Raw genomic sequence first — 24,817 nt, 5'->3', positions numbered from 1 at the left:
CCTCCTCGGCCGTCAGGCGAAATTCAGGGCGCTGTCGCAGGCGTGAAGAATGTCTTCGACGCTGGGGATATACAGCTGCTCCAACCGGTAAAGCGGCGGCGGAATGTCCGGCGCAGTGACCCGTTGAATCGGCGCCTGCAAGTCCAGAAAGACACGCTCATAAAGGCTCGCGGCAATGTCCCCGCCCAGCCCACCCGAACGGGGCGCTTCGTGGACGATCACGCAGCGGCCGGTTTTTCGCACCGAGGCCTCCAGCGTGTCGAGGTCCAGCGGTTTGACACACGCCACGTCGATCACCTCCGCCGATACACCCTGTTCGGCCAGAGCACTCGCGGCCAGCAGGGTTTCGTGGACGCTCGCCCCCCAACTGATGAGCGTGATGTCGCTGCCTTCACGCAGGGTAAAACAGGTGTCCAGCGGCAGGCGCTTGCCATCGTCGACCAGCGTCTGCGGATTCATGCGGTAAAGCCTTGTGGGCTCCAGAAAGATCACAGGGTCAGGATCGTCGATGGCCGCGAGCAACAAGCCGTAAGCGCGGGCGGGCGACGACGGGATGACGACGCGCAAGCCCGGCACGTGGGCGAACATCGCCTCGGTGCTTTCGCTGTGGTGCTCCGGCGCACGAATCCCCGCGCCCATTGGGGAGCGCATGACCATGGGGCAACTCAGCCGACCGCGCGTGCGGTTACGCATGCGCGAGGCATGGGAAACCAGATGCTCCATGGCCGCATAGATGAAGCCCATGAACTGGATTTCCACCACGGGTTTGAGCCCTTGTGCAGCCATGCCGACGACCAGTCCGCCCAGCATGGTTTCCGCCAGCGGCGAGTCGATCACACGCTTGAAGCCGAAGGCATCGCGCAAGCCTTGCGTCGCCCGGAACACGCCACCGTTGACGCCGACGTCTTCACCCAGCACGACGACGTTTTCGTCTTCGCTCATGGCCCGGTGCATCGCCAGGTTCACCGCCTCCAGCAGGCTCAGCTTTTTATCTGCTGTGGGAATGTCATTCGCCATGACCGGCACCTCCATTGCGACGTGCCACGCGCTCAAGGAACCACTCACGCTGATCGGCCAGCGGTGCCGGCCACTTCGCGTACACGTGATCGATCACTGATTCCGGCGCCTGATTGCCTGCGCTTTCGAAGTTATCGACAGACTGCTGAACCAGACCCTGGCATTCGGCGATCAGCGCCTGTTCGCGGTTTTCGTCCCAAACGCCCTGACTGGCCATGAACGACTGCAGACGTTTGATCGGTTCTTCCTGCCACGCCTGCTTCACTTCTTCGGCCGCCCGGTAGCGCGTGGCATCGTCGGCGGTGGTGTGATCGCCCAAGCGATAACTCAGGCACTCCAGCAGAACCGGCCCCTTGCCCTTGCGTGCGCGTTCCAGCGCAATCTGCATGCGGTCGTAAACGGCGAGGATGTCGTTACCGTCCACCTGCTCGCCATGAAAGCCGGCGCCAATGGCCTTTTGCGCCAGCGTCGGCGCGCCGCACTGAATACGCCGAGGCACGGAAATGGCCCACTGGTTATTGTTGATGACGAACACCACCGGCAATTGCCAGGCGCCGGCCACGTTCAACGCTTCAAGAAAGTCGCCCTTGCTGGTGGCGCCATCCCCGCACGTGGTCACGGCCACGCGGTGCTCACCGCGAATCTTGAACGCGCTGGCCACACCACAGGCATGCAGCGCCTGGGTCGCAATCGGGACACAGAGCGGAAAGTCCTGCGCCACGGCCGGTTCGGCGTAATCGCTGCCACGCTCGTCGCCGCCCCAATACAGCAGGATTTCTTCCATGCGCACGCCCCGCATCAACTGCACGGCGGTGTCGCGGTAATAAGGGATCAAGACGTCTTCAGGGTGCATCAGGCTGCCAATGGCAACACCGATCGCTTCCTGGCCCAACGTTGGGGCGTATGTCCCGATGCGTCCGGTGCGCTGCAATGCGACGGCCTTCTGGTCGAAGAGTCGGGTCAGCACCATTTGGCGATAGAGACGGGTGAGCAGGTTGAAGTCATCGGCCCAGGGAGGGAGTTCTCCGGTCAGACGACCGTCGGGGGACAGATAACGGGTGTACGCAAGATCGATCTTGTTATTGGACATTGCACACTCCTGAGCACGCGACGACGCCTGAGGGACGCACGCGTGATGGTCACCACTCGCCACTTGTGGTCGCGAGCCTGGTTCGAAAGGCGCCGGTAAGGCGCCTACTCGATGTTCAACAGGCGTTCTGCCAATGCATCGGCTACCCGCGCGGGTGAGCGCTTCTCGGCCTGGGCATGGGCAAATACTTCAGTCAGCCGTGTTCCTATCTGGGACAGATGCGCGGTGATAGTGTTCTGGTTTTCTCCTTGATGTTGCAGCGCGACGTAGATCAATCCGCCGGAATTGATCACGTAATCAGGTGCATAGAGGATGCCGCGGGATTCGAGCTGGTCGGCAATGGCCGGGCAGCTCAGTTGATTGTTGGCCCCGCCGGCCACCGCCGCGCAGCGCAACTTGGTGACACTGTGGCTGTTCAGCACACCCCCCAATCCGCAGGGCGCCAGGATGTCGCAAGGCGTGCTGAGCAAGGCCTCGCTGGACACCGGCTTGGCGCCCATCTGCTCCATCGCCAGCTGTACTTTGCCGCTGTCGAGATCGGCGACCAGTAATTCGGCACCCGCCGCATGCAGTTGCTCTGCCAACGCGTAGCCGACATGCCCCAGGCCCTGAATCGCCACGCGCAACCCTTCCAGATTATCGCTGCCCAGCCGGGCCATGGCGGTGGTGCGAATACCGGCGTACAAGCCCATGGCGGTGTACGCCGAAGGATCGCCCGATTCCGTGGTGCTGGTGACGTGCTGGGTGTATTGAGCGATGCAATCCATGTCTTCGCTGGACGTGCCGCTGTCCATCGCCGTGATATAGCGGCCATCCAGCGTCTGGATGAACCGCCCAAAGGCTTCGAACAACGCAGCGCGATCAGGTACATGCGCAGGCCGCAGAATCACGGCCGTTCCACCGCCCAACGACAAGCCAGCCAGAACCGCCTTGTAGCTCATATTCTTGGCCAACTGAATAGCGTCTTCGATGGCGCTCTCTTCATTTGGATAGGACAGGTAGCGACAGCCACCCAGAGCAGGGCCCTTCCGACTGCTGTGGATTGCGACCACGGCTTTAAGGCAAGTCTGTGGGTCGACAATCAGGTGCAGCGATTGAACGCGTGAGCTTTGCATGAGAGCGAACATAGGCAGTGCTCCCGTTTTTTTGTATTGCGAGTATAGGCGCTGACAGAAAAAACGACGGGCCTCGTCGGACATATCCAGACAATCTGTCGGCATACGTTCGGCGGAGCGCGTCAGCCCATAATCGGCACTGGACGAACGTCGCCGCCAGGGCTACAACGGAGCATCCAGAACACTGTTTCAGACGCCTGATCCAGATGGAGAAGTCGATGAATCCACGCCAACACTGCCTCGACTGCCTGCAGCGTACGCCCCCGTCGACGTTCGACGCAGCGCTGTGGATATCGGTCGAGCACGACGCCACGGTCGACCCGCAAACAACACAGGAACTGATCGCTCAATTGCAGCGCCGGATCAGTGCCTCGCTGCCTTTGTTACCGGCAGCAGAATTGGCCCAGCCTCTGTTACGGCAAATGGCGACGATCGGTTTTCAACAGGACGACGTTGCCCAGCCCAAACCCCAGGTGGCGTTGCTGCACAGGGTGGTGGAACGGCGTCGCGGGCAACCGTTGGGCCTTGCGATGGTTGCGCTGGAACTGGCCAGACGCATGGAAATTCCGCTGGAGGGTGTAAATTTTCCGGGGCATTTCCTGCTGCGCGTACCGGGTGCCGACCATACGCTGGACCCGTGCGATGGCCGCAGGCTGTACCCCAAAGATTGCCGCGAATTATTGCTGCGCCAGTTTGGACCGGACATGCCGCTCAAATCCGAACACATGCGCACGGCAACGCCTCAAGCGATGCTTCAACGGCTATCCCGCAACCTGCGTCACTTGCACCAGATCAACGACGATCTGCTGTCCTCACTCAAAGATGCCACGCGGGTCATGGAACTGGGCCCAGGCAATGCCAGTGATTACCTCGCCCGCGCCAGCCTGTATCAGAACCTCGAATGCCCGCAGGCCGAACGTTTCGACCTGGAGCATGCGTTGTTATTGAGTGACGATCCCGTGCAGCGCATCCGGTTGACCCAGCGGTTAGTGCAACTCCCGTCGGGTCAAGCCATTCATTAGGCCGTCAGCCGATAGGCGGCACCAAGATCGAGCTTTTTCCAGGCCCAGACACCCGCGCGGGTTGCCACGATGGTGCCCAATCCATTCCCGCCCATAATCAGCGCCCTGACACCATCACCCCCCAGAGCGATGCCCATCGCTCCCGCGATAAACAAAGGGATCGCGGCGGCTCGGTCGCCGGAGCCATAGGCGTCAAAAGCCTGGATGAACGTCAGCGTTGTGTTGAGTAATCCCCATCCTAAACTCAATTGAGGGAAGGGCAAAAATACGATGGTCCCCGTCCATTTGATAATCGTATACGCCAGCGCCATTCGTTTTTCCGCCACGCTCTGCGTCTGGCTGTCCACATCGGCAATCATGCGCTCGAACATATCGCCGTAGAGCTGATCGACATTGGCTATCCGGTATTCCGGCCGGTTATGGATCTTGATGACGTCTGGTTCGTGCCTGCGGCCTCGGATGAACCGGTCAAGGAACTCACCCATCAACTTCTGTCCGGCGTGTGAGACACGTGAAGCGTAATAGGTTCGCATCTTCTCGGAACCCAACAATTGGGCGAAGTCAGACAGCGGTCGATATTCAAGTCCATCTGGCGCACCTGGCGTATACAACACGTTGTATGCCGGGTCCTGGCTATTAAAATCCCTGAATATATAGACGCCCTCAATAATCTGACCGGCGATCCTGAGTGCCGACACCGCCGTATTCTCGACTGAGGAGATGACCGGCGCGCCCACCGCAAGTCCGTCGATTGTTTGGCACAGCCAGGTATATTGAGCCAACGTCAGATGACCTTGGTGAAACATGACCAACGCTCCCCGGGTCATCTCGTACTGAATACGTTTTCCGAGCAACGCTTTACGACGATGATGAAGCGGATTCTTGCGCTCCAGAAACTCACTGTTCAGATGATTCATGTAGTGAGCCGCCAGATCCGCCTCCCGTATCTGTTTATCCATGAAACTGATCAGCTTCGATGGAAAACGGGTCACGTCCAGTCCGACCGACGAGTACAGATGGATGTGCGGACTGTAGCGTTTGATGTCGTCGCTGCCATGCATCATCAGGTCCGTCAGCGATCGCAAATCACTGCTTTCGCCGAAATCAGGCGTTTCGGTATAAGGAATGCCAAGCCCCAGGTACAACGTGTCAGGGTCGACATGCCCCGCATAACCGGCGCTTTGCAGATACGCATTGAGTAGCTTGCTCGTCTCCTTCTGAACATAATCACGCAACGGCATCAAACTCGGACTGAGCTTGGCGAACACGCTATTCAACCCGGTGATTCGGGCATTTAACATCGCGAGAATCGAAGCATTGGCAGACGATGGCAAGTCGGCGACCGATCTTGCCTCCCCATTGAAAAAAGGAAAGCTGCTCAGCGCCTTTTGCCGGACCAGGCCGGCCAGATTGCTTTCGAAGTTCGGCCCCGTACTGCCCACGAACCGACAACTGTCGGCACCCCAAAGAGAAGGCGTCAGTTGAGTCTCGTTAAGGAAGGCAATCGCTTCGGACTTGGAAGGGCCGAACAACTGATCATGGAGGTAGGTGCGGCCAGACTCGTCAGACAGCCATCCTCCGACTTGAAAGCTCAATTCGCGCCATGAACGAAATTCGAAGAAATCGCGTCCGTTGGGGCCGCCAGGGGCATACAGCACGAAATGCTCATCGGTCTGCGTGCGCTCCGCGATGACAATCATGTCCCTGAAGCGTGAATCGGTAGCAGTCAGGTGGAGGCTGCCAACGCAGTGAACGGTTCCCGCGGGCGTCAGGTCACCGCGGATCATGTGAACGAGATCATGACTGCGGTCCTGCTGTAAATGCCCCTGCATCTTTGCAGCGTGGGCGCTGAGGGCTATCGCGCTGTCGCGATGGCGAGTCATGGCATGCAACACGTTTTCGTCATTCATGCGCTGCTCCAGCGCTTTTTCATAGCGAGCGTGAAGATTCAGCTGATCGAGCATTTCCTTGACGAATGCGGCGGAAAAATCGGCGTGTAGCTGATCGGGCGAAGGTGAAAATCTCATTCTTGACGCGACAATCGGCATCCCCTGGACAGCGAACTCCAGGAGCGAGTAGTCGTAAACGGTGTGCAGTGAATCATCCAGCCTGAGTTCGATAGTGTCGTGAACGTTGATCCGGACCTGACTCGGATCGATAGCCCGGCCCAAATGGTGGCGCATGTACTGCGTCATCTCTGCTTGAGCGAATGTTTCGAGGGAGTGGAGGTGACCGAACAGCTCGTCCACTTTCCTTCTACGATCAGCGTGAGCATGCTCCAGACGAATCAAATACGCTTTCTCTCCGGCATCGCCATACTTGCGCCAATGGGGTTCTGCGATCTCGCTCAGTTTGGCTACCCATGAATTGAAGCTCTGCCCCATGGCCTCGTCGAGATGAGCACAGGTTTGTACGCGCTCCAATTGCGTATAGAACACCTGGCGGTCGGTTTCGTCATGCCCCTGCGCCAGCAAAAACCGGCAATCCTCGGTCTGCTTATGCCGCACCTCATGCACATGAGTGTTGATGAGGGAATCGTTCATGGCCTCGAATGTCCACGCGCATGGGTCGACAGCGCCCGGATCGCCAAACTGCACGAGGTCCCTGATCAATAAGGCATCCTTCAGTGGGCCGGCCAGCTTGCTGCTCAAGCCCTCTCGCAGCCTGTCAACGGATTCGAAACGCTCTATACCGCGCGCTGGCATGATCAGGAAAGTCACGCCTGCAGGTTGCCCGTCGTCCTGTATGGACTCACTCACGACGTAGGCTGAAGGCACCCTCACCCGGGTACCGTCGGCGATGGTCCATGTCAGACCAAATACACCATCGGTTGAACTGCCCTCGATCACGCCTGACAGCCATTTCTGCTCCTGCGTGGAGACCATCGCCGAATACCCACACAACACAAGTTCGGTGTCCAGCGCCGAACACTGCTGACGTATCAGCGCCTCGACCGTCGTCCCCACGGGCTGCTGGCCGTCAGACGCCGGAACAGGTTTTTGCCAAAACCCGTCGAGCTGCGCTTGATAGGACTCGGACAGGGTGCCTGAAAGATGCACGACGGCCTTTCTCAAGTCCTGATTGTGCCCGGGAGAAAGCGCATGTTCGGCATCGAGCGAATCGTGTCGGGTAAAGAATGCTGCACCGACATTCTCCAGCACCGAATCACCGTGACGCATGGCGTCTACGAGCAAATCAGGCAGCGCAATCGAGGCAATGTGCTGATCGCTGTCGAGGCGGTTGAAGAAAATGGCATCTGCACTGGAAACCTTCAGACCGGTCGACCTGACAGTGCCAGCAAGCAGGTTCGACGCGACTTCCCGCAAGGTCATGTTTTGAGCCAACAGCTCACTGGACTGCGCGCAGGCCTCGGTCAGGTTGGCCAGTTGCTGCGTCATGTATTCGGGACGCCCCTCGGAGGGGGTCAAGGTAGTTGCTGAATCGTTCATCGGTGTAGCTCCAAGGTTGATTATTCGTCCCCCTCCCGGCATCCAGCCGATCGGGAAAACAGACAAATAATGAAAATGAGCACCCATGAAACGGTAGAGACGCCACGTTCGATCAATAATTATGTATCGCGCGAGAATTTATGACCGACGTGGCGTGTAGGAAAATTAGAGAGCGAACCTGTTTCCCCTGCTTATTTGAGAGAGCAGGTCTTGGCATCATCAGAACAAGGAACGGCACTCTAAAATCTGCAGGCTTTCCATGGCGTCATACACGAATATTGACCAACGATCTTTCGCGAGGCGCCTTGCCGTACTTCTCGAGTGCCATCAATACAGAAAGGGATGCATTGACCTCTATCAACTCGCCCTCGGCTATTTCATTCCCGTTATAGACAGGGTCCGTCAATCGTTTGAACTGCGACGTTAAATATTCGTAAGCGTTCAATCCCGTATCCATCGTGATATTTTTCCCTGCCGCATCAAACTTTGCATTCAAATTGGAGAGTGACTGGACAAGGTCGGTATCGATCAATCCTTGCTCTGCCAACAACGTTCCGACTTCCAGCAATTGTCGGTTACTGGTTTTCCGAGGATCAAACCCGCTCAAATCGATGTTCAGGCCTTCGAGCTTTTTGGATTCCGGGATGCTCTTGTCCGCCCAATACTGACGCACCCGCTGCTTCACCGCTTCTTCCTGAGGACTTAACCCAGACTTCACCTCAAAGCGTTTGTCTGGAACGGCGAAGTACGTTTTCAGCCGTTGATCCACCTTGCTCAAATTACCAATCATGCTGCCTCCCGAAGATAAACGTGGTCTTCAGGGATGTCGGGCGCGGGCCAGGCAAGTTGAACCGTTGTTCTCGAAGAAGGAATCATTGCCTTATTTAGAGAACAATCCTACAAATAGCGAAACAACCCTCCTACAAAAACGGCCAGATCGATCACTCGAACTGGCCGCTTTCAGCCACACAGAAATGAATCAGCCGCCAAACTTCTGCAAGTTCGCCATCATTTCTTTCAAGGCCTCGACGTTGTCCGCTGGGTGGGCGGCGTCGGTGAAGTCGCCGATGGCGCCCCATTGCGCCGCGACGTCCTCCGGGGTGAAGCCTGCCCGCGGGTCGAAACCGGCGCCGAGGCTGCGCTCCCAACGCACTTTGCCCATCCAGCCGCCGCCGACTTCGTAGAGCCCGGCGCTGTCCTGGCATTGCTCGCTGCCCAGGTACACCACCAGCGGGCTGACCAGTTCAGGTTTGAGCAGTTCGAAGACGCTGGCCGGGATCAGGCCTTCGGTCATGCGCGTGCCGCCGGTGGGCGCGATGGCGTTGACCAGGATGTTGTTTTTACGGCCTTCGAGGGCCAGCGTGCGGGTCAGGCCGTAAAGCCCCAACTTGGCCATGCCGTAGTTGGACTGACCGAAGTTGCCATAGATGCCGGACGTAGAAGACGTGAAGATCACGCGGCCGTAGTTTTGCTCCCGAAGGTGTGGCCACGCGGCGCGGGTCACTTTGTAAGCGCCCTCAACGTGAACGCGGTAAACCAGGTCCCAGTCGGCGTCCTCCATCTTGGCGAAGCTCTTGTCGCGCAGGATGCCGGCATTGTTGACCACGACATCGACTCGCCCAAACGCATCCAGCGCGTTTTGCACGATCTTGTCGCCATCGGTGACTGAATCATGGTTGGCCACGGCCTGACCGCCCAGTTCGCGAATTTCCCCCACGACCCGATCGGCCGCCGAGGCATTGGCACCCTCTCCGTGGGCCGAACCGCCCAGGTCGTTGACGACAACGCGTGCACCGTGTCGAGCGAACAACAGCGCGTGCGCGCGTCCCAGCCCGCCGCCCGCGCCCGTGACGATCACGACTTTGTCTTCGAAACGTACGGATTCACTCATGTTGCTCTCCCCCGATGGTGGTGCTCGTTCTCCGCGCCCGGCTTGCGGGCGCGCTCTGGCTTGGCAGATGGGTCAAGAACGCGCGAAACAGTCATCGAGTGTCAACCAGTCATGCGCTGGTCACAATCAACACGAGGCACTCTGAATGGTGCTCGATAACGCAAAGGGATGATCGGGGATTTTGTTGTTCTGGACGGCGCGAGGCGGCACGGTGCAAGGCCTGCGCTCGGCAATGTCGGCACGAAAGCGTTGATAATGACGCAGCACCAGCGCTGGCGCTTCGGTGTGTGGGTAACGACCGATATCAGGGATCGTCACGGTGTCCGGGTCGGCAATCAGCTCGCGGTAACGCTCGACCATGTGCTCCCCGGAGACCGGATCCATGGCGCCGTTGATAAGGCGCATTGGCACCTGACTGCTCTGCATGGCCTGCACCCAGCGCTCGCGCTGGACAAGACGTTCGGGAATGTAGCTGATCAGCCGGTACAGGATGTGGTGCCCGCGATTATTTGAAATCAGGCTCCAGAAATCATCCAGTTCACTTTCGCTGGGGCGCGTGTTCGGCCCGAAAATACGGCTGAAGTCGCGGTCCAGGCTGCAGCGGTCAAAGGTCCGCCCCACCAGCCAGCCCACCGGACTCAGCAACAGCTTCTGCACCAGTAGCGCGCGATGGGTTTCCGGGAACAGGCCGCCGTTGAGAAACACGCAGCTGGCCATCGCGAAGCTGCCTTCACGGTGCCTGGCCAGCAGTTCCTGGGCCACGCTGTCGCCGTAGTCATGGGCCAGAACATGAACCGGCTGCTGCACCTGCAAGTGATCCAGCAACGCCTGCTGCAGGTCGGCCTGTTCCACGAGGCTGTAATCGTGATCGCGGGGTTTGGCCGAATCACCGAAACCCAGCATGTCGCAGGCAATCACCTGGTACTGACGGCTCAACGGCTGCCACAGGTAATTCCAGTCCCAACTGGCAGTAGGAAAGCCGTGAATCAATAACAGCGGCTCGCCCTGCCCGGCCACCCAATAACGAATGGTCTGCCCGCGAAACACGAAGTCGTGCCCCTGCGTGCGCCAGACGCTGAGAGGGATCTCCGCCGGCCTCATTACTGCGAATACCCCGGCGAAAACTGGTCGAGTTTGCGCAACAGGGCTGGCCAGGCCAATGCTCCGCCCATGCCCTCGGCGCTGCGGGTCACGCCGGCGATCATTGCTTTGGCGCCAGCGAGGATCTGCCCGTCGATGGGGATCAATTCAGCCCCGCCGCCCTGGGCAAGCACCTGGATTTCGCAGGCACGCTGAAAGGTGAACATCATGAGGAAGGTGTCGGCAATGCTGGAGCCACAGGTCAGCAAACCGTGGTTATTGAGCATGAGGAAGCTGCAGGCGCCCAGATCCGCTTGCAGCCGCGCTTTCTCGTCATGATTCAACGCGACGCCTTCATACGCGTGATACGCCAGACTCGCCAGCACGAACAGCGACTGTTGGCTGATCGGCAACACGCCCTGCTTCTGCGCCGAAACGGCGACCCCTGCGGCCGTGTGGGTGTGCATGACGCAGGCCACGTCGTGACGAACCTCATGCACCGCACTGTGAATGGTGTATCCGGCGGGGTTGATGTCGTAAGGACTGTCCATGAGCTTCTTGCCCGACTGATCGACCTTGACGAGGCTCGACGCAGTGATCTCATGAAACATCAAACCGTAAGGGTTGATCAGGAAGTCTTCAGTGCCGGGAATCTTGGCCGAGATGTGCGTGAAAATCAGATCATCCCAGCCATGCAGGGCGACCAGCCGATAACAGGCCGCAAGATCGACCCGGGTCTGCCATTCAGCAGGGCTGACCTGATCCTTGACGGTGGGATTGATGGGGCTGACGGTATCGGCGACGGCCTGTGCGACATTCACGATCGGCGTTCCTCGGCGGTTATTCTGCTCTAATGGATCAGCAGTCTAGACAGCCGTTGGCTTCGCGGTACTTGCCTTGGCAGCCACCTTAATGGCCCGGCGAGTCAACACCGCTCTGAGGGCTCTGGAACAAGACTCTCAGAGCATCCAGACCAACAGCGGCGCTGCAAACAGATTCAACAATCCGGTCAGCACCATGACCAGTCCGGCCACCGAACCTTCTTCGCCGCCCACTTCTCGCGCCCGGCTCACACCGGCGCCGTGCGCCCCCACGCCGAACAGCGCGCCGCGGGCCAGCGCAGTCCGCAATGGCAGCCATTTGAGCAACACGCCGCCCAGCGCGGCACCGAACACGCCGGTACACATCACGAATACGGCGGTCAACTCTGGAACCCCGCCCAGGTCATGGGCCAGCGGCATCGCGAAGGGTGTGGTAATGGAACGAGGCACCAGCGACATCGCCACCGAGGTGTCCAGGGCAAACACTTTGGACAGACCGAACGAGCTGGCAATCGAGGCCGCACTGCCCGCGAGCATGCCGATCAACAGCGCATGCCAATGGCGCGCCAGCAACGCGCGCTGCTGCCAGATGGGGATGGCAAACGCCACGGTGACCGGGCCGAGGACCAGCATCAGCCAATGGGTGTTGGTGGAATATTCGGCGTACGCGGTGTGCAGGGGCAAAGCAATCGCCAGCAGCACGGTGGGCACCAGAATCAGTGGCGACAGCAGATACCGCCCTGTGCGGCGGTACAGCCAACGGCTGGAAACGTAGGCCAGGACCGTGATCAGCAGCCAGAAGATCGGCATCGGCTCGAATGTCATGCCTTGCCCTCCGAGCGATCTCTGAGACGACAGACCATTTCGACGGTGAACGCCGTGACCACCATCACCATCAACGTGCTGAAACCGATCACCAGCATGATGCGCCAGCCCTCAGTGCGCACCAGGGTCCCGTAGTCCAGCAGACTCATCAGCGGCGGAATGAAGAACAGCAGCATCTCGGCGAGCAGCAGGCCTGCACCGGTTTGCAGCGTCGAGGGCTTCACAAGGCCTGTAGCGAAGGTCAGCAGCAACAAAGCCAGTCCGATCACGCCACCCGGGATCGGCCAGTTCAGCCAGGACGCGATCTCGCAGCCAACCTGATAAACCGCCAACAAGGCAGTGAGTTCGGCCGTGATGCGGGCGAGACGAGCTAAACGTTTCATGGTCTTTCAGTCCTCTGAGGACTGCAGTCTATCGATTCATCTACCATCCCAAAAACGAATTGTAAGACTTTTAACTATTCCAGAACGGAATCAAATTCGCCATACTCGCGCCATATCCATTAGAAGCAGGCGCTCGATTGCATGGAATTCAAACAGCTGCGCAGTTTCGTCGAAGTCGTGCGCGAGGGCGGCTTCACCCAGGCGGCACGGACGTTGTTCATCAGCCAGTCGGCAGTGAGCAAACAGGTGGCTCAACTGGAGGAAAGCCTGGGCGTGACGCTGCTGGATCGGCACGGTTCACAGGTCACCCTCACGGCTGCGGGCAAGGTCGTGCATCACCGGGCAGAGGAAATGCTCATGCTGCGCAATGGCTTGCTGCGCGAGCTGGACGATTTGAGCAACCTGGCGCGCGGCGAATTGCATTTGGGATTGCCCATGCTGGGCAGCGACACTTTGTTTGCCAAGGCGTTTGCCGAATACCGTCGGCTGTATCCAAACGTCACCATTCACCTGCTTGAAGGCGGCAGCCGCGCCATCGAACAGGCCGTGATGACGGGCGAACTCGAGTTGGGCGCAAGCCTTACACCGGATGATCCCGCGTTTGCGTCCCAGCCTTTCTGCGACGAACCGCTGGATGCGCTGCTCCCTGCCGACCATCCGCTGGCTCACCTGAAAGAAGTCGAACTGAGCCAACTGGCCGACACGCCGTTTCTGCTATATCAGCGCAGCTTCGTGCTCAATGACCGGTTGTTGCAGGCTTGCCAGCAGGTCGGCTTCACCCCCAAAGAAGGTGGGCGTAGCGGACAGGCCGACTTCCTTGCTGCACTGGTCGCGGCGGGTCAAGGCGTGGTGCTGTTGCCTCAGGTGGTCGCCAAGGCGCTGGTCAGGCCAGGCGTCGTGCATGTCACGTTAAAGGCACCGACCCAACTTCGCTGGGACATCGCTTTCATCTGGCGTGAAGGCGCTTATCTGTCCAAAGCCGCCCAAGCCTGGCTGGCGCTGCTAAGGCAGTAGATGTCAGGCGCCGAGCTTGCTCACGAAGTCAGCCAGCCAAGGTTCGGCGTCGCCTTCAGGGTTAACGGTTTCGCTGGCGTCCAGACGCAACATGTCCTGCACTTCACGCACCCCAAGCTCCATGAACAGCTCTCGCATCTGCTCGCCGCCGCCACAGAAGGTATCGCCATAACTGGCGTCGCCCAGGGCAATGACGCCGCCCGGCAATCCGCGCCATGCAGCAGGCAATACGTCTCGGATCTGCGAGTAGAGCGGCTGAAGGTTGTCCGGCAACTCACCCAGGCCGGTCGTCGAGGTGACAGCCAGAAAGGCCTCGGGGGCGAAGGCTTGCAGATCCGCCAGACTGACGCGCGGATTGAACAAGACCTCGTGGCCGGCGTCCTTGATAATCTGCTGGGCGTGTCGGGCAACTTCTTCGGCCGAGCCGTACACCGAGCCCGAAACAATGGCGACTTTCATTCTCTGATCCTGTGACTGAGTAAAATCGTGCGGCATTATGCCCCAGAAGGGCGCAATGTCTTAGAATGCCGGCTTTTTGATGCCCTAGGGAGCGACCCATGATCAGCGCAAAACTGATGCAGTTGGTGGTCGATGCGTCAAACGACGGCATCGTCATTGCCGAGCATGAGGGTGACGATAACATCGTCATCTACGCCAATAAGGCCTTCGAGGAGCTGACGGGGTTCAGCGCCGAAGACATCCTTTATCAAGACTGTCGCCTTCTGCAGGGCGATGACCGCGATCAACTGGCACGCCGAGCGATTCGCGAAGCGCTGAAGAAGTGCCAGCCCTGCCGTCAGGTTCTGCGCAACTATCGCAAGGACGGCACGTCGTTCTGGAATGAGCTGTCGATCACCCCGGTCTTCAATGAGGCCGAAAAACTCATGTATTACATAGGCATCCAGAAGGACGTGACCGAGCAGGTGCTGATGCAACAAAAAGTTGTCGAATTGCAGGCCGAACTGGCGCAAGCTCGCACTGAACTGGCCGCGTTGAAGCGGTAACATCCTGAAACTGACGAACGGCAGCAACCAACAATCGAATTTACTGTCTGCTTTTTCAATAACCGGTTAATCGAGCTTGACCATGCAGCGCGACACGATCCTCACGCAGGATGAACTGGACTTCATCCAGAACATGCAGCACAACCCCAAGCTGAACCTGCGCGACAAATCCCGCAGCCTGGTGGTTAACGGAGGCGTTCAGATCCAGGATCTGCTGACGCGTCTGGCCGCGCACGAGCAAGTCACTATTCAAGCTCAGTTCGACAATCAACAGATGACCTTCCCGCTGCACCTGGTCGAAGACGAATTCCACGCGCTGCATCTGGAACTGGGTGCCCCCAGCATCTTCGAAGAAGGCCCGCGTATTCGCCCTTGGCGTCTTGCCCTGCCAGAGCCCGTTGCCCTCGAAACCGAGAAAGGGTCACTGACCGCGCTGTGGGTGCACGAAATTTCGTTCAAGGGCATCTTGCTGGAAATCCGCAAGCAGACCAAACCGCCGAAGTACTTCTCTGCCTGGTTCACACCGACGGGCCTTGCGCCCATCGCATTGCGCGGCACATTCGAACGCCTGACCGAACAAGGCCTTGCCGCTTATCGCCTGAGTCAGAACAGCAAAGAAGACACCGAGCGTCTGCGTCAGTACATCCTGCAGGAACACCGCAAGATTCATCCTTCGATGCACCTGTAACGCCGCGACACGCTGCCAGTCTCACGCTGCACGGCAGAGCTGCGGCGCCCTCACCTGCAGCTCACGCTCGCGATAGCCCCTAAGTGTCCATCCGTCCCGCCAGAAACTGCTGCAAGCGGCGCTGCATCAACAGTCCGTCGCTGCCCAGACACCCAATCGCGGACCCCGCCAGGCTGTCCTGAATGACGTCGGCCATTTCACCTGCCACCAGCAATGGGCACTCAAGACCCAGCCCCAGCCGTATCAACCGCTTGGGCGCATCGCTCGCCGACACCTGAGTGGAGAACAGCACCAGTGCGTCGGGTTTCATTTTCCCGCAGACCAGACTCAATTCTTCCAGCGGCTGCCCGGGCGCGAGCACACTGACCGCCAGCTGAGGCGTGGTCATCAGCAAACCAGCGACCCACAACTCAAGCTCGCGACATCCTTGCGGCATAGCGGCCAGCAAGACACGCTGTTGCGCCGAGCTCCGCGTCAGCTGCACGCGCTGAAGGGTTCGCGCCCGCAGAAAACTGTCCAGGAACAACCACTCGCTGGTCTGTCCGAAGGTGTCGTGGCGCAGGGCGAATTCACGCCAGACCGGCATGACCACATCCTCGAAAACCACCGGCAGCGGATACGTTGAAAAAATCTGCCCATAGAGCTGATCCAGACGGCGCTCGTCAAAGTCGTTGACCGCCTGACGCAGTTGCGCCTGCCACGCTTCCTGCTCGGCGCTGTCGATGACGCTGTGAAGGCCGCGCATGCTGCCGTCAAGGTCGCGGGTGCCGGCCAGAATCTTGCCGACCTTGCCCACGGCCACGCCACGGTCGATCCAGCCCCTGATGCTGCGCACGGTTTCAATATCCGCTGCGGAGTAAAGGCGGTGACCGCTTTCTGTGCGCGTTGGCACGATCAGCCCATAACGACGTTCCCACGCCCGCAGCGTGACCGGGTTGACGCCGGTCAGCCGTGAAACCTCACGGATAGGAAACAACGCTTGCTGATGGCCTTCGTCGACCGAGGAAACGGGGAGCACATGAGACATCGGGAAAAGCCTGTCGCGAAATCGAATGAGGTGCTGATTGTACGCCTGCCGTTGGGCGTATGAGGGGCCTGGAGGGCCAAAGACTTCTGGCTTTATACAGGGATTCAGGAATAATCCTTGCTTGCTTTTCTCAACGAAGCTGACGCGACGCCATCACCCCGGCGTCACGCCATGTGATTTCCCTACCCGGGAACCTCACTCGTTTATCGGAGATACACAATGTCTACCTCACCCGTCACGCTGATGGTTGCCCGTCGCGTCGCCCATGGCCGCTATCAGGAATTGATTGCCTGGCTGCATGAAGGCGAACAACTCGCTACCGATTTCCCCGGCTACCTGGGTTCAGGTGTGCTCGCACCGCCTCCGGGAGACGACGAATTCCAGATCATTTTCCGCTTCGCCGATGAAGCCACCATGCACGCCTGGGAGCACTCCGCCTCCCGACGCTCCTGGTTGGTGCGCGGCAGCGGCTTGTTCGCAAAAAATTCCGTACACCGCGTGCGTGGTATGGACGGCTGGTTCGGCACCGTCGGCCAGCGCCCTCCTCGCTGGAAACAGGCCGTGGCCATCTGGCTTGCGTTCTTCCCGGTGTCGCTGATCTTCAACTATGTACTGGGTCCGCTGCTTGCACAGTTCGATTTGCTGCCGCGCATCATGATCAGCACCTTGATGCTCACGCCGTTGATGGTGTTCTGGTTCATTCCACTCTCCACGCACTTGTTGTCCGGCTGGTTAAACAGCAGCACACCTGCTGCCGCGCCACCCGCCGAATCCGCGTCGACCCGATGATGGACAGCGCGCATTCTCAAGCAAGCGCGCGCTCATAACGAATGGCAGACGAAACGCGAATCGCACCGGTTCCGGCCCGCGCCCTACGCTGTAGGAGCGCGCTTGGCCTGGAATGCGCCTGACAAGACGCTGCAACGTTGACTGCCCTACCGCTCCGATCTGTAACAGCCAAACGCCCCCTCTTGCCTCATAGTTGTACAGCACTGACCATTGGGTTAACTTTGCCACAGGCGGTCGACCTCTGATGGCGCAATGAAACCAATTGCCGCCAGCGCTTCAGATATCGGCACGCCCGCAACCTCCCGGTTTTCTTCTCCCTGATCAACGCGTGAGCTGCCATGGCTTCCTCTCTTGCCCCTGTCCTGATCACTGGTGCCAGCCAGCGCATCGGCCTGCATTGCGCCGAACGGTTGCTGGACGACGGTTATCCGGTAATTGTCAGCTACCGCAGCGAGCGGCCCGGCGTGCAGTTGCTCAGAGACAAGGGCGCCATGGCGATTCAGGCTGATTTTTCGTCGCAAGAAAGCGTGATGACGTTCATCGCGCAGCTCAAGGACATCACCGACCGTCTGCGCGCGATCGTTCACAACGCCTCAGAATGGCTGGCCGAAACACAAGGCGACGAAGGCGACGTGTTCATGCGCATGTTCAACGTGCACATGCTTGCCCCGTACCTGATCAACCTGCATTGCGCCGAACTGCTGCGGCGCTCGACGACGGCAGACATTATTCACATCGGTGACGATGTCACGCGCAAAGGCAGCAGCAAGCACATCGCCTACTGCGCCAGCAAAGCGGGCATGGACAACCTGACCCTGTCGTTCGCGGCCCGATACGCGCCAGACATCAAGGTCAACGGCATCGCCCCTGCCATGCTGATGTTCAAACCAGACGACGATGCGGCGTACCGCACTAACACCCTGGCCAAATCGGCATTGGGCATCGAACCCGGTCCGGACGTGATCTATCAGAGCCTGCGCTACCTGATGGACAACCCATACGTCACCGGCACCACACTGACCGTAAACGGTGGACGGCACGTCAAGTAAGCCGCCCCGAGGAACCCTTTGATGACCTTGTCACTGCCACAACACTACCGTGAAATCCTTGTCGGCCTGGGCGAAGACCCGGAGCGCGAAGGTCTGCTAGACACCCCCAAGCGCGCGGCCAAGGCCATGCAATACCTGTGTCACGGCTACGACCAGACGCTGGAAGAAATCGTCAACGGCGCGCTCTTCGCGTCCGACAACGACGAGATGGTGATCGTCAAAGACATCGAACTGTATTCGCTGTGCGAACACCATCTGCTGCCCTTCATCGGCAAGGCCCACGTGGCGTACATCCCGACGGGCAAGGTGCTGGGGCTGTCGAAGATCGCGCGCATCGTAGACATGTTCGCGCGTCGCTTGCAGATTCAGGAAAACCTGACCCGCCAGATCGCCGATGCCATCCAGGGCGTGACCAGCGCTGCCGGTGTGGCGGTGGTGATTGAAGCCCAACACATGTGCATGATGATGCGCGGCGTGGAGAAGCAGAACTCGACCATGAACACGTCGGTGATGCTTGGCGCGTTCCGCGAATCGACCACGACACGCATGGAATTCCTGCAACTGATCGGACGGAGCAAGTAGTCCCATGGCAAGACTCGAACCAGGCACCGCACGCATCCGGGTCAAAGACCTGTGCCTGCGCACCTACATCGGTATCAACGAAGACGAAATCCTCAACAAGCAGGACGTGCTGATCAACCTGACGATTCTGTATGCGGCTCAGGAAGCGGTTCGCGACAACGACATCGATCACGCCCTGAATTACCGCACCATCACCAAAGCGATCATCCAGCACGTCGAAAACAACCGATTTGCCTTGCTTGAGCGGTTGACGCAGGAAGTGCTGGACCTTGTGATGAGCCACGAACCGGTGCAATACGCCGAAGTGGAAGTCGACAAGCCCCATGCCCTGCGCTTTGCGGAGTCGGTGTCCATTACCTTGGCGGCTGAACGCTAGACCGTTGCGGCCGTAGAAGCACGCTTGCTGGTGATCGCGGTCCAGGAGGCGCCAGTGACATTGTAGGAGCGCGCTTGCCCGCGATTGCGGTACATCAGGCGCTACATCGGTGTCTGAAAGAATATTCGCGGGCAAGCGCGCTCCTACAATGTCCGTGTACGTCGGACAGCCATTGCCCGCCCCGCCTGGCACTCTTATCATCCGCCCCATCATTTTTTCACACAGAGCCCGTCATGACCGAGCAACAACGCCTCGAACTCGAAGCCGCCGCCTTCCGTCGTCTGGTTGCGCACCTGGACAGCCGCAAGGACGTGCAGAACATCGACCTGATGAACCTGTCCGGTTTCTGCCGCAACTGCCTGTCCAAGTGGTACAAAGCCGCCGCCGACGAAAAGCAGATCGACATCACCCTCGACGACGCCCGCGAAGTGGTCTACGGCATGCCGTACAGCGAGTGGAAATCCCGTTATCAGAAAGAAGCCAGCGCCGACCAGCAGGCCGCGTTTGCCAAGGAAAAGAAACATGACTGACCTGAACGCCCTGCGCGCCAGCCTCAACAGTGGCGAGCACGTATTCGCTGACACCCTGGCGTTCGTTGCTGCGCACTACGACTACCAGCCGCAGGCGTTCAGTAACGGTGCGGTGGAAAACGCCGCAGGCCAGAACGAAGGCTCGTGCAAGACGCTGGGTCTGGCTGTGCTGGAAGGTTTAAGCGACGACGAAGCGCTGCTGGCGTTCGGCGAGCACTATCGCTCGGTGGTTGCGACCCCTGAAGGCAGCGACCACGGCAATATCCGTGCGCTGATCGCCCATGGCCTGGCCGGGGTCAACTTCAGCGCACAGCCGCTCACTCGCAAGGCCTGAGCCAAACGCAGAAGTACGTTTTGCCGCTCAACTGTAGGAGCGCGCTTGCCCGCGATGAGGTGTATCCGCTTCGCATGTGGCGCTGGAAAAATCGGTTCGCGGGCAAGCGCGCTCCTACAATGAACGCGATCAACAGGCACAAAAAAACCGGCTCAATGAGCCGGTTTTTTGTTGGAGCGTGCAATCAGAACGAGGCGTTCGCCAGACCGTCCAGGTAACGCTCGACGTCCAGTGCCGCCATGCAGCCGGCGCCAGCCGAGGTGATTGCCTGACGATAAACGTGGTCAGCCACGTCACCCGCCGCGAACACACCGTCAACGCTGGTGGCCGTCGCATTGCCTTCGCGACCGCCCTGAACCACCATGTAGCCGTCTTTCAGCGCCAGCTGACCGTCGAACAGCGAAGTGTTCGGGGTGTGGCCAATAGCGATGAAGACGCCGTCGACTTTCAGCTCCGATGTGCTGCCATCGTTGTTCTTCAGACGCGCACCGGTGACGCCCATGTTGTCACCCAGCACTTCGTCCAGTGTCGCGTTCAGCTTGAGCTCGATCTTGCCTTCGGCGACACGTGCGTGCAGCTTGTCGATCAGGATCTTCTCGGCACGGAAGGTCTCGCGACGGTGAACCAGCGTCACTTTACTCGCGATGTTGGCCAGGTACAGCGCCTCTTCAACGGCCGTGTTGCCACCACCGACCACTGCCACTGGCTTGTTGCGGTAGAAGAAACCGTCGCACGTCGCACAGGCCGAAACACCTTTGCCCATGAACGCCTCTTCGGACGGCAGACCCAGGTAGCGAGCGCTGGCGCCCGTGGCGATGATCAGCGCGTCGCAGGTGTAGGTGCCGCTGTCGCCCTTGAGGGTGAATGGCTTGCCGGCCAGATCCACGGAGTTGATGTGGTCGAAGACGATTTCGGTTTCGAAACGCTCGGCGTGCTCGCGCATCCGCTCCATCAATACCGGGCCGGTCAGGCCATGGGGATCGCCCGGCCAGTTGTCGACTTCGGTGGTGGTGGTCAGCTGACCACCCGCCTGCATGCCGGTGATCAGCAGAGGCTTGAGGTTGGCGCGTGCTGCATAGACCGCAGCGCTGTAACCGGCAGGGCCGGAGCCGAGAATAATCACTCGGGAATGACGTACATCAGACATGACACACTCCTATCGACCGGCCATCGTTACGTGTGGTCGGAGTTACTGAAATCTGGACCGGCGCACCGGCTGAATTAAAAAGGACCCGCGAGCGCGCTTGGGGAAGGTTGACTCGCCAATCCTGAAAATCTGGAAGCTGCGACCGAAGTCGCAGCGACGGTATTACAAGCGCTTCATTACAAGCTCTTGGCGTTTTCAGCCAGGTAATCGGCCACGCCCGAAGCGTCAGCCTTCATGCCTTTCTGGCCTGGACGCCAGCCAGCCGGGCAGACTTCGCCGTGCTGCTCGGTGAACTGCAGTGCTTCGACCAGACGCACCATGTCGTCCACGTCGCGACCCAGCGGCAGGTTATTCACCACTTGATGCTGAACCACACCCGCCTGGTCGATCAGGAACGAACCGCGCAGCGCAACGCCGTCTTCGTGTTCGATACCGTAAGCGCGAGTGATCTCGTGCTTGATGTCAGCGACCATGGTGAACTGGACCGGGCCAATGCCGCCCTTTTCAACCGGGGTGTTGCGCCATGCAGCGTGGGTGAAGTGCGAGTCGACGGAAACGCCTACCACTTCAACGCCCAGGTCGCGGAATTTAGCGATACGGTTGTCGTGCGCGATGATTTCCGACGGGCACACGAACGTGAAGTCCAGAGGCCAGAAGAACAGCACGACGTATTTGCCACGCAAAGAGGACAGCTGGAAGCTGTCGACGATCGAACCGTCACCCAGGACTGCCGCTGCGGTGAAGTCAGGGGCTTGTTTGTTTACCAGAACGCTCATTGAGACTCCTTCGAGGTTCAAAGTGAATGGGAATAGGTCTAAAAGTTGCCCGCAAGCTTATCGGGGCGGCGAAGATTAAGGAAATATCGTTTCACAATCCAGCTCATAGACCGTACCTATTCCGACAAACCGTTTCGTCTCGCGTGTCGATAGACTTTACCGTCGCCAGATTGTTTCGGCGAATGTCACGACGCTCATCCGGCTTCCGCCGCCCACGCAAAGCCGGTAAGGTCGGCGCGTTTTCAACGATTGGAGGATCACATGCCCGCACCCGCCCTGTCCGGCCCGCAATACCTGCGCGAAGGCCTGAAACTGGTCCTCAGTCCCGGCCTGCGTTTGTTCGTACTTCTACCCCTGACCATCAATCTGGTGCTGTTCAGCGCCCTGATTTATTTCGCGGGCCACGAGTTCAGTATGTGGGTCGATTCGTTCATGCCCACGCTGCCCAGTTGGCTGAGCTTCCTTAATTACATTCTCTGGCCTCTGTTCGTGGTGCTTGTGGTGCTGATGGTGTTTTTCACCTTCACCATGATCGCCAACATCATCGCCGCACCGTTCAACGGCTTTCTTTCGGAAAAGGTCGAAGTCGTGCTGCGGGGCAACGATGACTTTCCGGCGTTCAGCTGGGGCGAACTGATCGAAATGGTCCCGCGCACCCTGAGCCGCGAAATGCGCAAACTCGGCTACTTCCTGCCGCGCGCCATCGGCCTGTTCATCCTGTCCTGGATACCCGTGGTCAACATCATCGCCGCGCCGCTCTGGCTGCTGTTCGGCGTCTGGATGATGGCGATTCAGTACATCGACTACCCGGCCGACAACCACAAGATGAGCTGGCAGGACATGCTCGCCTGGCTACGCGCCAAACGCTGGCAGAGCATGAGCTTCGGCGGGATCGTGTACCTGGTGCTGCTGATCCCGGTGGTCAACATCCTGATGATGCCCGCCGCGGTGGCCGGGGCGACTTTGTTCTGGGTGCGCGAGCGTGGGGCGGAGACGCAGGTGGAGCGGGTTCGGTAAGCGAATATGGAAAAGGCCTCGTTTGAGGCCTTTTTATTGGGCGACTGCCAGCGTACCAACAACAAAATCAGGACGTTTCCTACTCAACTCTTCCCTACGTCGCACGCACCACCTGTTCAATCATGGACCTCCCTCTTCAAGCGCGGCACCGCGCTCGACATCAGGAGTGTTATCACCATGGAAACGAACCGTATAAACGCCACCTCCGCCAAGCTCCCTCTGCCGGCCTCGGCCTTGCTGACCCAGAAGCCCAAGCCAGAACCCAACGCTCCCCAGTTCATGCAAGCGCTCGCCGAGGCCGTTGAAACAGCCACGTCAAAAACGCTCCCGAGCGAGCCCGGCACACTGTCGAGACTCGTGAAGCCCCGCTCTCACCTCGATCTCGTCAGCCTGAATCCGGTTCAGACTGGTTATGTGCCCGCCTCGGCCGCGCTAGAGAAGGTCGGAAGCTCACGGCTCGTGCCATTTGTCGCTGGGGGATGAGGCCCACCTCGCGCCCTTTGCAGCAGATACTCACAGCCATTGTTCAACAGTCACAAATCCATCACTCAACCGCCATACAAGCGCAACGCCGGCCTCTGAAACTGGGTGTCATGAGTAAATCCCTGCACATCACCCTGATTACCGAAACCTACGCACCCGAGATCAACGGCGTTGCCAATACGCTGAGCAGGTTGTGCGACGGATTACGGCTGCGCGGGCATCGGGTGGAGGTGATTCGGCCGCGGCAGAACGACGACGAATCGCGCGGGAACGGGGATGATTTGATGCTGTGTCGCGGCTGGCCTATTCCGGGGTATCCGGGGTTGCAGTGGGGTCAGTCGTCGATGCACAAGCTGCTGCGTCGCTGGCAGCGCAGTCGTCCGGATGTGCTGTACATCGCCACCGAAGGGCCGTTGGGGCTTTCGGCGTTGCGTGCGGCGCGACGGCTTCGCATTGCGATCGTCAGCGGCTTCCACACGAATTTTCAGCAATACACACGCCAATACGGGCTGGGGTTTATCACCCGCCTCTTGACCTCCTACCTGCGCTGGTTCCACAACCGCTCGAATGCCACGCTGGTGCCCAGTGTCAGCCAGAAAACCGAGCTGGAACGGCGCGGCTTCGAGCGCCTGGCGTTGTTGTCCCGCGGGGTGGACTGTCAGTTGTTTCACCCATCCAGGCGGTCAGCGTTCCTGCGCGAAAGCTGGGGCCTGGAGCCTGGCGACACGGCGGTGCTGCACGTGGGGCGTCTGGCGCCGGAGAAAAACCTCGGTGTGCTCAAGGCTACGTTCGACAGCTTGGCGAGCGCCTACCCCGAGAAAAGACTCAGGCTGGTGATCGTCGGCGACGGCCCGGTGCGCGCCACCCTGCAGGAGCAACTGCCTGACGCCATCTTCTGTGGCACACAACGCGGCGAGGCCTTGGCGACCCATTACGCATCGGGCGATCTGTTTTTGTTTCCGAGCATGACCGAGACATTCGGCAACGTGGTCCTGGAGGCCTTGGCGTCCGGGCTGGGTGTCGTCGCCTACGACGAAGCCGCAGCGGCCCAGCATATTCGGCACGGGCACAACGGCGCCGTCGCGATGTCCGGCGATGAAGAAGGCTTTATCGATGCTGCGCGCTGGATGCTCGAAGACGACGAGAACCTGCGGCGCGTTCGTTTGAACGCCCGGCAACACGCCAGCCGTCAGGGTTGGGCCGGGATCATCGAATCGTTCGAGAGCTATTTGCGCGCTGCCAGCGAGACGGGCGACGGAGTGGTATTAGGGGTGTGACATCGCACCTGTGGGGGTGAGTTTGCTCACT

27 protein-coding genes are annotated in these 24,817 nt (G+C 59.4%); 13 read left to right on the top strand and 14 right to left on the bottom strand.

The annotated features are described in order from the left end of the window. Positions 1 to 12: 12 nt before the first annotated feature. The 3 genes from BLS87_RS16810 to BLS87_RS16800 form a co-directional block, all read right to left on the bottom strand. Entirely contained in the window at positions 13 to 1,017 is a 1,005-nt protein-coding gene (locus BLS87_RS16810; protein ID WP_074753629.1) for an alpha-ketoacid dehydrogenase subunit beta, read from the bottom strand. Continuing rightward, positions 1,007 to 2,107, bottom strand: a complete 1,101-nt coding sequence (pdhA, locus tag BLS87_RS16805; RefSeq protein WP_074753627.1) for a pyruvate dehydrogenase (acetyl-transferring) E1 component subunit alpha — start codon at positions 2,105 to 2,107, stop codon at positions 1,007 to 1,009. Before pdhA ends, BLS87_RS16810 begins: the two co-directional genes overlap by 11 nt. Positions 2,108 to 2,211: 104 nt before the next feature. Further along, positions 2,212 to 3,234: a Glu/Leu/Phe/Val dehydrogenase family protein gene (locus BLS87_RS16800; RefSeq protein WP_074753625.1), complete on the bottom strand. Its 1,023-nt coding sequence runs from the start codon at positions 3,232 to 3,234 to the stop codon at positions 2,212 to 2,214. A gap of 206 nt (positions 3,235 to 3,440) precedes the next feature. On the opposite strand from BLS87_RS16800, the gene BLS87_RS16795 reads away from it, so the two are divergent. After that, positions 3,441 to 4,244: a SirB1 family protein gene (locus BLS87_RS16795; protein ID WP_074753623.1), complete on the top strand. Its 804-nt coding sequence runs from the start codon at positions 3,441 to 3,443 to the stop codon at positions 4,242 to 4,244. Here the strand turns inward: BLS87_RS16795 and BLS87_RS16790 are convergent. The 7 genes from BLS87_RS16790 to BLS87_RS16760 all read right to left on the bottom strand — a co-directional run bounded on the left by BLS87_RS16790 (position 4,241) and on the right by BLS87_RS16760 (position 12,693). Continuing rightward, positions 4,241 to 7,693 (bottom strand): dermonecrotic toxin domain-containing protein, encoded by a 3,453-nt coding sequence (locus BLS87_RS16790; protein WP_074753621.1) that lies wholly within the window; start codon positions 7,691 to 7,693, stop codon positions 4,241 to 4,243. The genes BLS87_RS16795 and BLS87_RS16790 overlap by 4 nt on opposite strands. A gap of 265 nt (positions 7,694 to 7,958) precedes the next feature. Then, the gene (locus tag BLS87_RS16785) at positions 7,959 to 8,483 is read right to left on the bottom strand and encodes a hypothetical protein (protein ID WP_074753619.1); all 525 of its coding nucleotides are present in this window, start codon (positions 8,481 to 8,483) and stop codon (positions 7,959 to 7,961) included. Positions 8,484 to 8,672: 189 nt separating this feature from the next. Further along, positions 8,673 to 9,584, bottom strand: a complete 912-nt coding sequence (locus BLS87_RS16780; protein WP_074753617.1) for an SDR family oxidoreductase — start codon at positions 9,582 to 9,584, stop codon at positions 8,673 to 8,675. A gap of 126 nt (positions 9,585 to 9,710) precedes the next feature. Next, the gene (locus BLS87_RS16775; RefSeq protein ID WP_074753615.1) at positions 9,711 to 10,685 is read right to left on the bottom strand and encodes an alpha/beta fold hydrolase; all 975 of its coding nucleotides are present in this window, start codon (positions 10,683 to 10,685) and stop codon (positions 9,711 to 9,713) included. After that, complete coding sequence (locus tag BLS87_RS16770) at positions 10,685 to 11,446, bottom strand: class II aldolase/adducin family protein (protein ID WP_167362077.1); 762 nt, start codon at positions 11,444 to 11,446, stop codon at positions 10,685 to 10,687. The genes BLS87_RS16775 and BLS87_RS16770 overlap by 1 nt, the downstream gene beginning before the upstream one ends. A gap of 177 nt (positions 11,447 to 11,623) precedes the next feature. Further along, the gene (locus tag BLS87_RS16765) at positions 11,624 to 12,310 is read right to left on the bottom strand and encodes an LrgB family protein (protein ID WP_074753612.1); all 687 of its coding nucleotides are present in this window, start codon (positions 12,308 to 12,310) and stop codon (positions 11,624 to 11,626) included. Next, a complete protein-coding gene (locus tag BLS87_RS16760; protein ID WP_074753611.1) occupies positions 12,307 to 12,693 on the bottom strand; it encodes a CidA/LrgA family protein in 387 nt (128 codons plus the stop codon). Before BLS87_RS16760 ends, BLS87_RS16765 begins: the two co-directional genes overlap by 4 nt. A gap of 141 nt (positions 12,694 to 12,834) precedes the next feature. Between BLS87_RS16760 and BLS87_RS16755 the strand changes: the two genes are divergently transcribed. Next, positions 12,835 to 13,707, top strand: coding sequence for a LysR family transcriptional regulator (locus BLS87_RS16755; RefSeq protein ID WP_074753610.1), 873 nt, complete (start codon positions 12,835 to 12,837; stop codon positions 13,705 to 13,707). 3 nt (positions 13,708 to 13,710) lie between these two features. Here BLS87_RS16755 and BLS87_RS16750 read toward each other — a convergent pair whose 3' ends face one another. Then, positions 13,711 to 14,166, bottom strand: coding sequence for a flavodoxin (locus tag BLS87_RS16750; protein WP_074753609.1), 456 nt, complete (start codon positions 14,164 to 14,166; stop codon positions 13,711 to 13,713). A 98-nt stretch (positions 14,167 to 14,264) separates the two neighbouring features. Here BLS87_RS16750 and BLS87_RS16745 point away from each other — a divergent pair, with 98 nt between their 5' ends. Together BLS87_RS16745 and BLS87_RS16740 are read left to right on the top strand one after the other, a co-directional pair. Then, entirely contained in the window at positions 14,265 to 14,711 is a 447-nt protein-coding gene (locus BLS87_RS16745; protein WP_074753608.1) for a PAS domain-containing protein, read from the top strand. 82 nt (positions 14,712 to 14,793) lie between these two features. Then, complete coding sequence (locus tag BLS87_RS16740) at positions 14,794 to 15,399, top strand: hypothetical protein (protein WP_074753607.1); 606 nt, start codon at positions 14,794 to 14,796, stop codon at positions 15,397 to 15,399. 79 nt (positions 15,400 to 15,478) lie between these two features. On the opposite strand, the gene BLS87_RS16735 is transcribed toward BLS87_RS16740, so the two are convergent. Continuing rightward, on the bottom strand, positions 15,479 to 16,426 hold the full coding sequence (locus tag BLS87_RS16735) for a MerR family transcriptional regulator (RefSeq protein ID WP_074753606.1): 948 nt from the start codon (positions 16,424 to 16,426) through the stop codon (positions 15,479 to 15,481). Positions 16,427 to 16,645: 219 nt separating this feature from the next. Between BLS87_RS16735 and BLS87_RS16730 the strand changes: the two genes are divergently transcribed. From BLS87_RS16730 to BLS87_RS16705, 6 genes are all read left to right on the top strand, one after another. After that, complete coding sequence (locus tag BLS87_RS16730; protein WP_074753605.1) at positions 16,646 to 17,215, top strand: antibiotic biosynthesis monooxygenase; 570 nt, start codon at positions 16,646 to 16,648, stop codon at positions 17,213 to 17,215. Between the two features lie 338 nt (positions 17,216 to 17,553). After that, positions 17,554 to 18,264 (top strand): dihydromonapterin reductase, encoded by a 711-nt coding sequence (folM, locus tag BLS87_RS16725; RefSeq protein WP_074753604.1) that lies wholly within the window; start codon positions 17,554 to 17,556, stop codon positions 18,262 to 18,264. A gap of 21 nt (positions 18,265 to 18,285) precedes the next feature. Then, positions 18,286 to 18,846, top strand: coding sequence for a GTP cyclohydrolase I FolE (gene folE / locus BLS87_RS16720; RefSeq protein ID WP_074753603.1), 561 nt, complete (start codon positions 18,286 to 18,288; stop codon positions 18,844 to 18,846). A 4-nt stretch (positions 18,847 to 18,850) separates the two neighbouring features. Continuing rightward, complete coding sequence (gene folX, locus BLS87_RS16715; RefSeq protein ID WP_074753602.1) at positions 18,851 to 19,222, top strand: dihydroneopterin triphosphate 2'-epimerase; 372 nt, start codon at positions 18,851 to 18,853, stop codon at positions 19,220 to 19,222. A gap of 233 nt (positions 19,223 to 19,455) precedes the next feature. Next, positions 19,456 to 19,752, top strand: coding sequence for a DUF1244 domain-containing protein (locus BLS87_RS16710; RefSeq protein WP_074753601.1), 297 nt, complete (start codon positions 19,456 to 19,458; stop codon positions 19,750 to 19,752). Beyond that, on the top strand, positions 19,745 to 20,086 hold the full coding sequence (locus tag BLS87_RS16705; protein ID WP_074753600.1) for a HopJ type III effector protein: 342 nt from the start codon (positions 19,745 to 19,747) through the stop codon (positions 20,084 to 20,086). The genes BLS87_RS16710 and BLS87_RS16705 overlap by 8 nt, the downstream gene beginning before the upstream one ends. A gap of 184 nt (positions 20,087 to 20,270) precedes the next feature. On the opposite strand, the gene trxB is transcribed toward BLS87_RS16705, so the two are convergent. Then, entirely contained in the window at positions 20,271 to 21,233 is a 963-nt protein-coding gene (trxB, locus tag BLS87_RS16700) for a thioredoxin-disulfide reductase (protein WP_074753599.1), read from the bottom strand. A 176-nt stretch (positions 21,234 to 21,409) separates the two neighbouring features. Continuing rightward, a complete protein-coding gene (locus BLS87_RS16695) occupies positions 21,410 to 22,009 on the bottom strand; it encodes a peroxiredoxin (RefSeq protein ID WP_074753598.1) in 600 nt (199 codons plus the stop codon). Positions 22,010 to 22,270: 261 nt separating this feature from the next. On the opposite strand from BLS87_RS16695, the gene cysZ reads away from it, so the two are divergent. The 3 genes from cysZ to BLS87_RS16680 all read left to right on the top strand — a co-directional run bounded on the left by cysZ (position 22,271) and on the right by BLS87_RS16680 (position 24,786). Next, positions 22,271 to 23,026, top strand: coding sequence for a sulfate transporter CysZ (gene cysZ / locus BLS87_RS16690; protein ID WP_074753597.1), 756 nt, complete (start codon positions 22,271 to 22,273; stop codon positions 23,024 to 23,026). Between the two features lie 6 nt (positions 23,027 to 23,032). Continuing rightward, positions 23,033 to 23,509 (top strand): hypothetical protein, encoded by a 477-nt coding sequence (locus BLS87_RS16685; protein ID WP_074753596.1) that lies wholly within the window; start codon positions 23,033 to 23,035, stop codon positions 23,507 to 23,509. A gap of 110 nt (positions 23,510 to 23,619) precedes the next feature. Next, positions 23,620 to 24,786, top strand: coding sequence for a glycosyltransferase family 4 protein (locus BLS87_RS16680; protein ID WP_074753595.1), 1,167 nt, complete (start codon positions 23,620 to 23,622; stop codon positions 24,784 to 24,786). The last annotated feature ends 31 nt before the right edge of the window (positions 24,787 to 24,817 follow it).

It is taken from the genome of Pseudomonas abietaniphila, assembly GCF_900100795.1.
Classification (GTDB): Bacteria; Pseudomonadota; Gammaproteobacteria; order Pseudomonadales; family Pseudomonadaceae; genus Aquipseudomonas; species Aquipseudomonas abietaniphila.
This window is presented reverse-complemented; position numbering and strand designations above follow the sequence as displayed.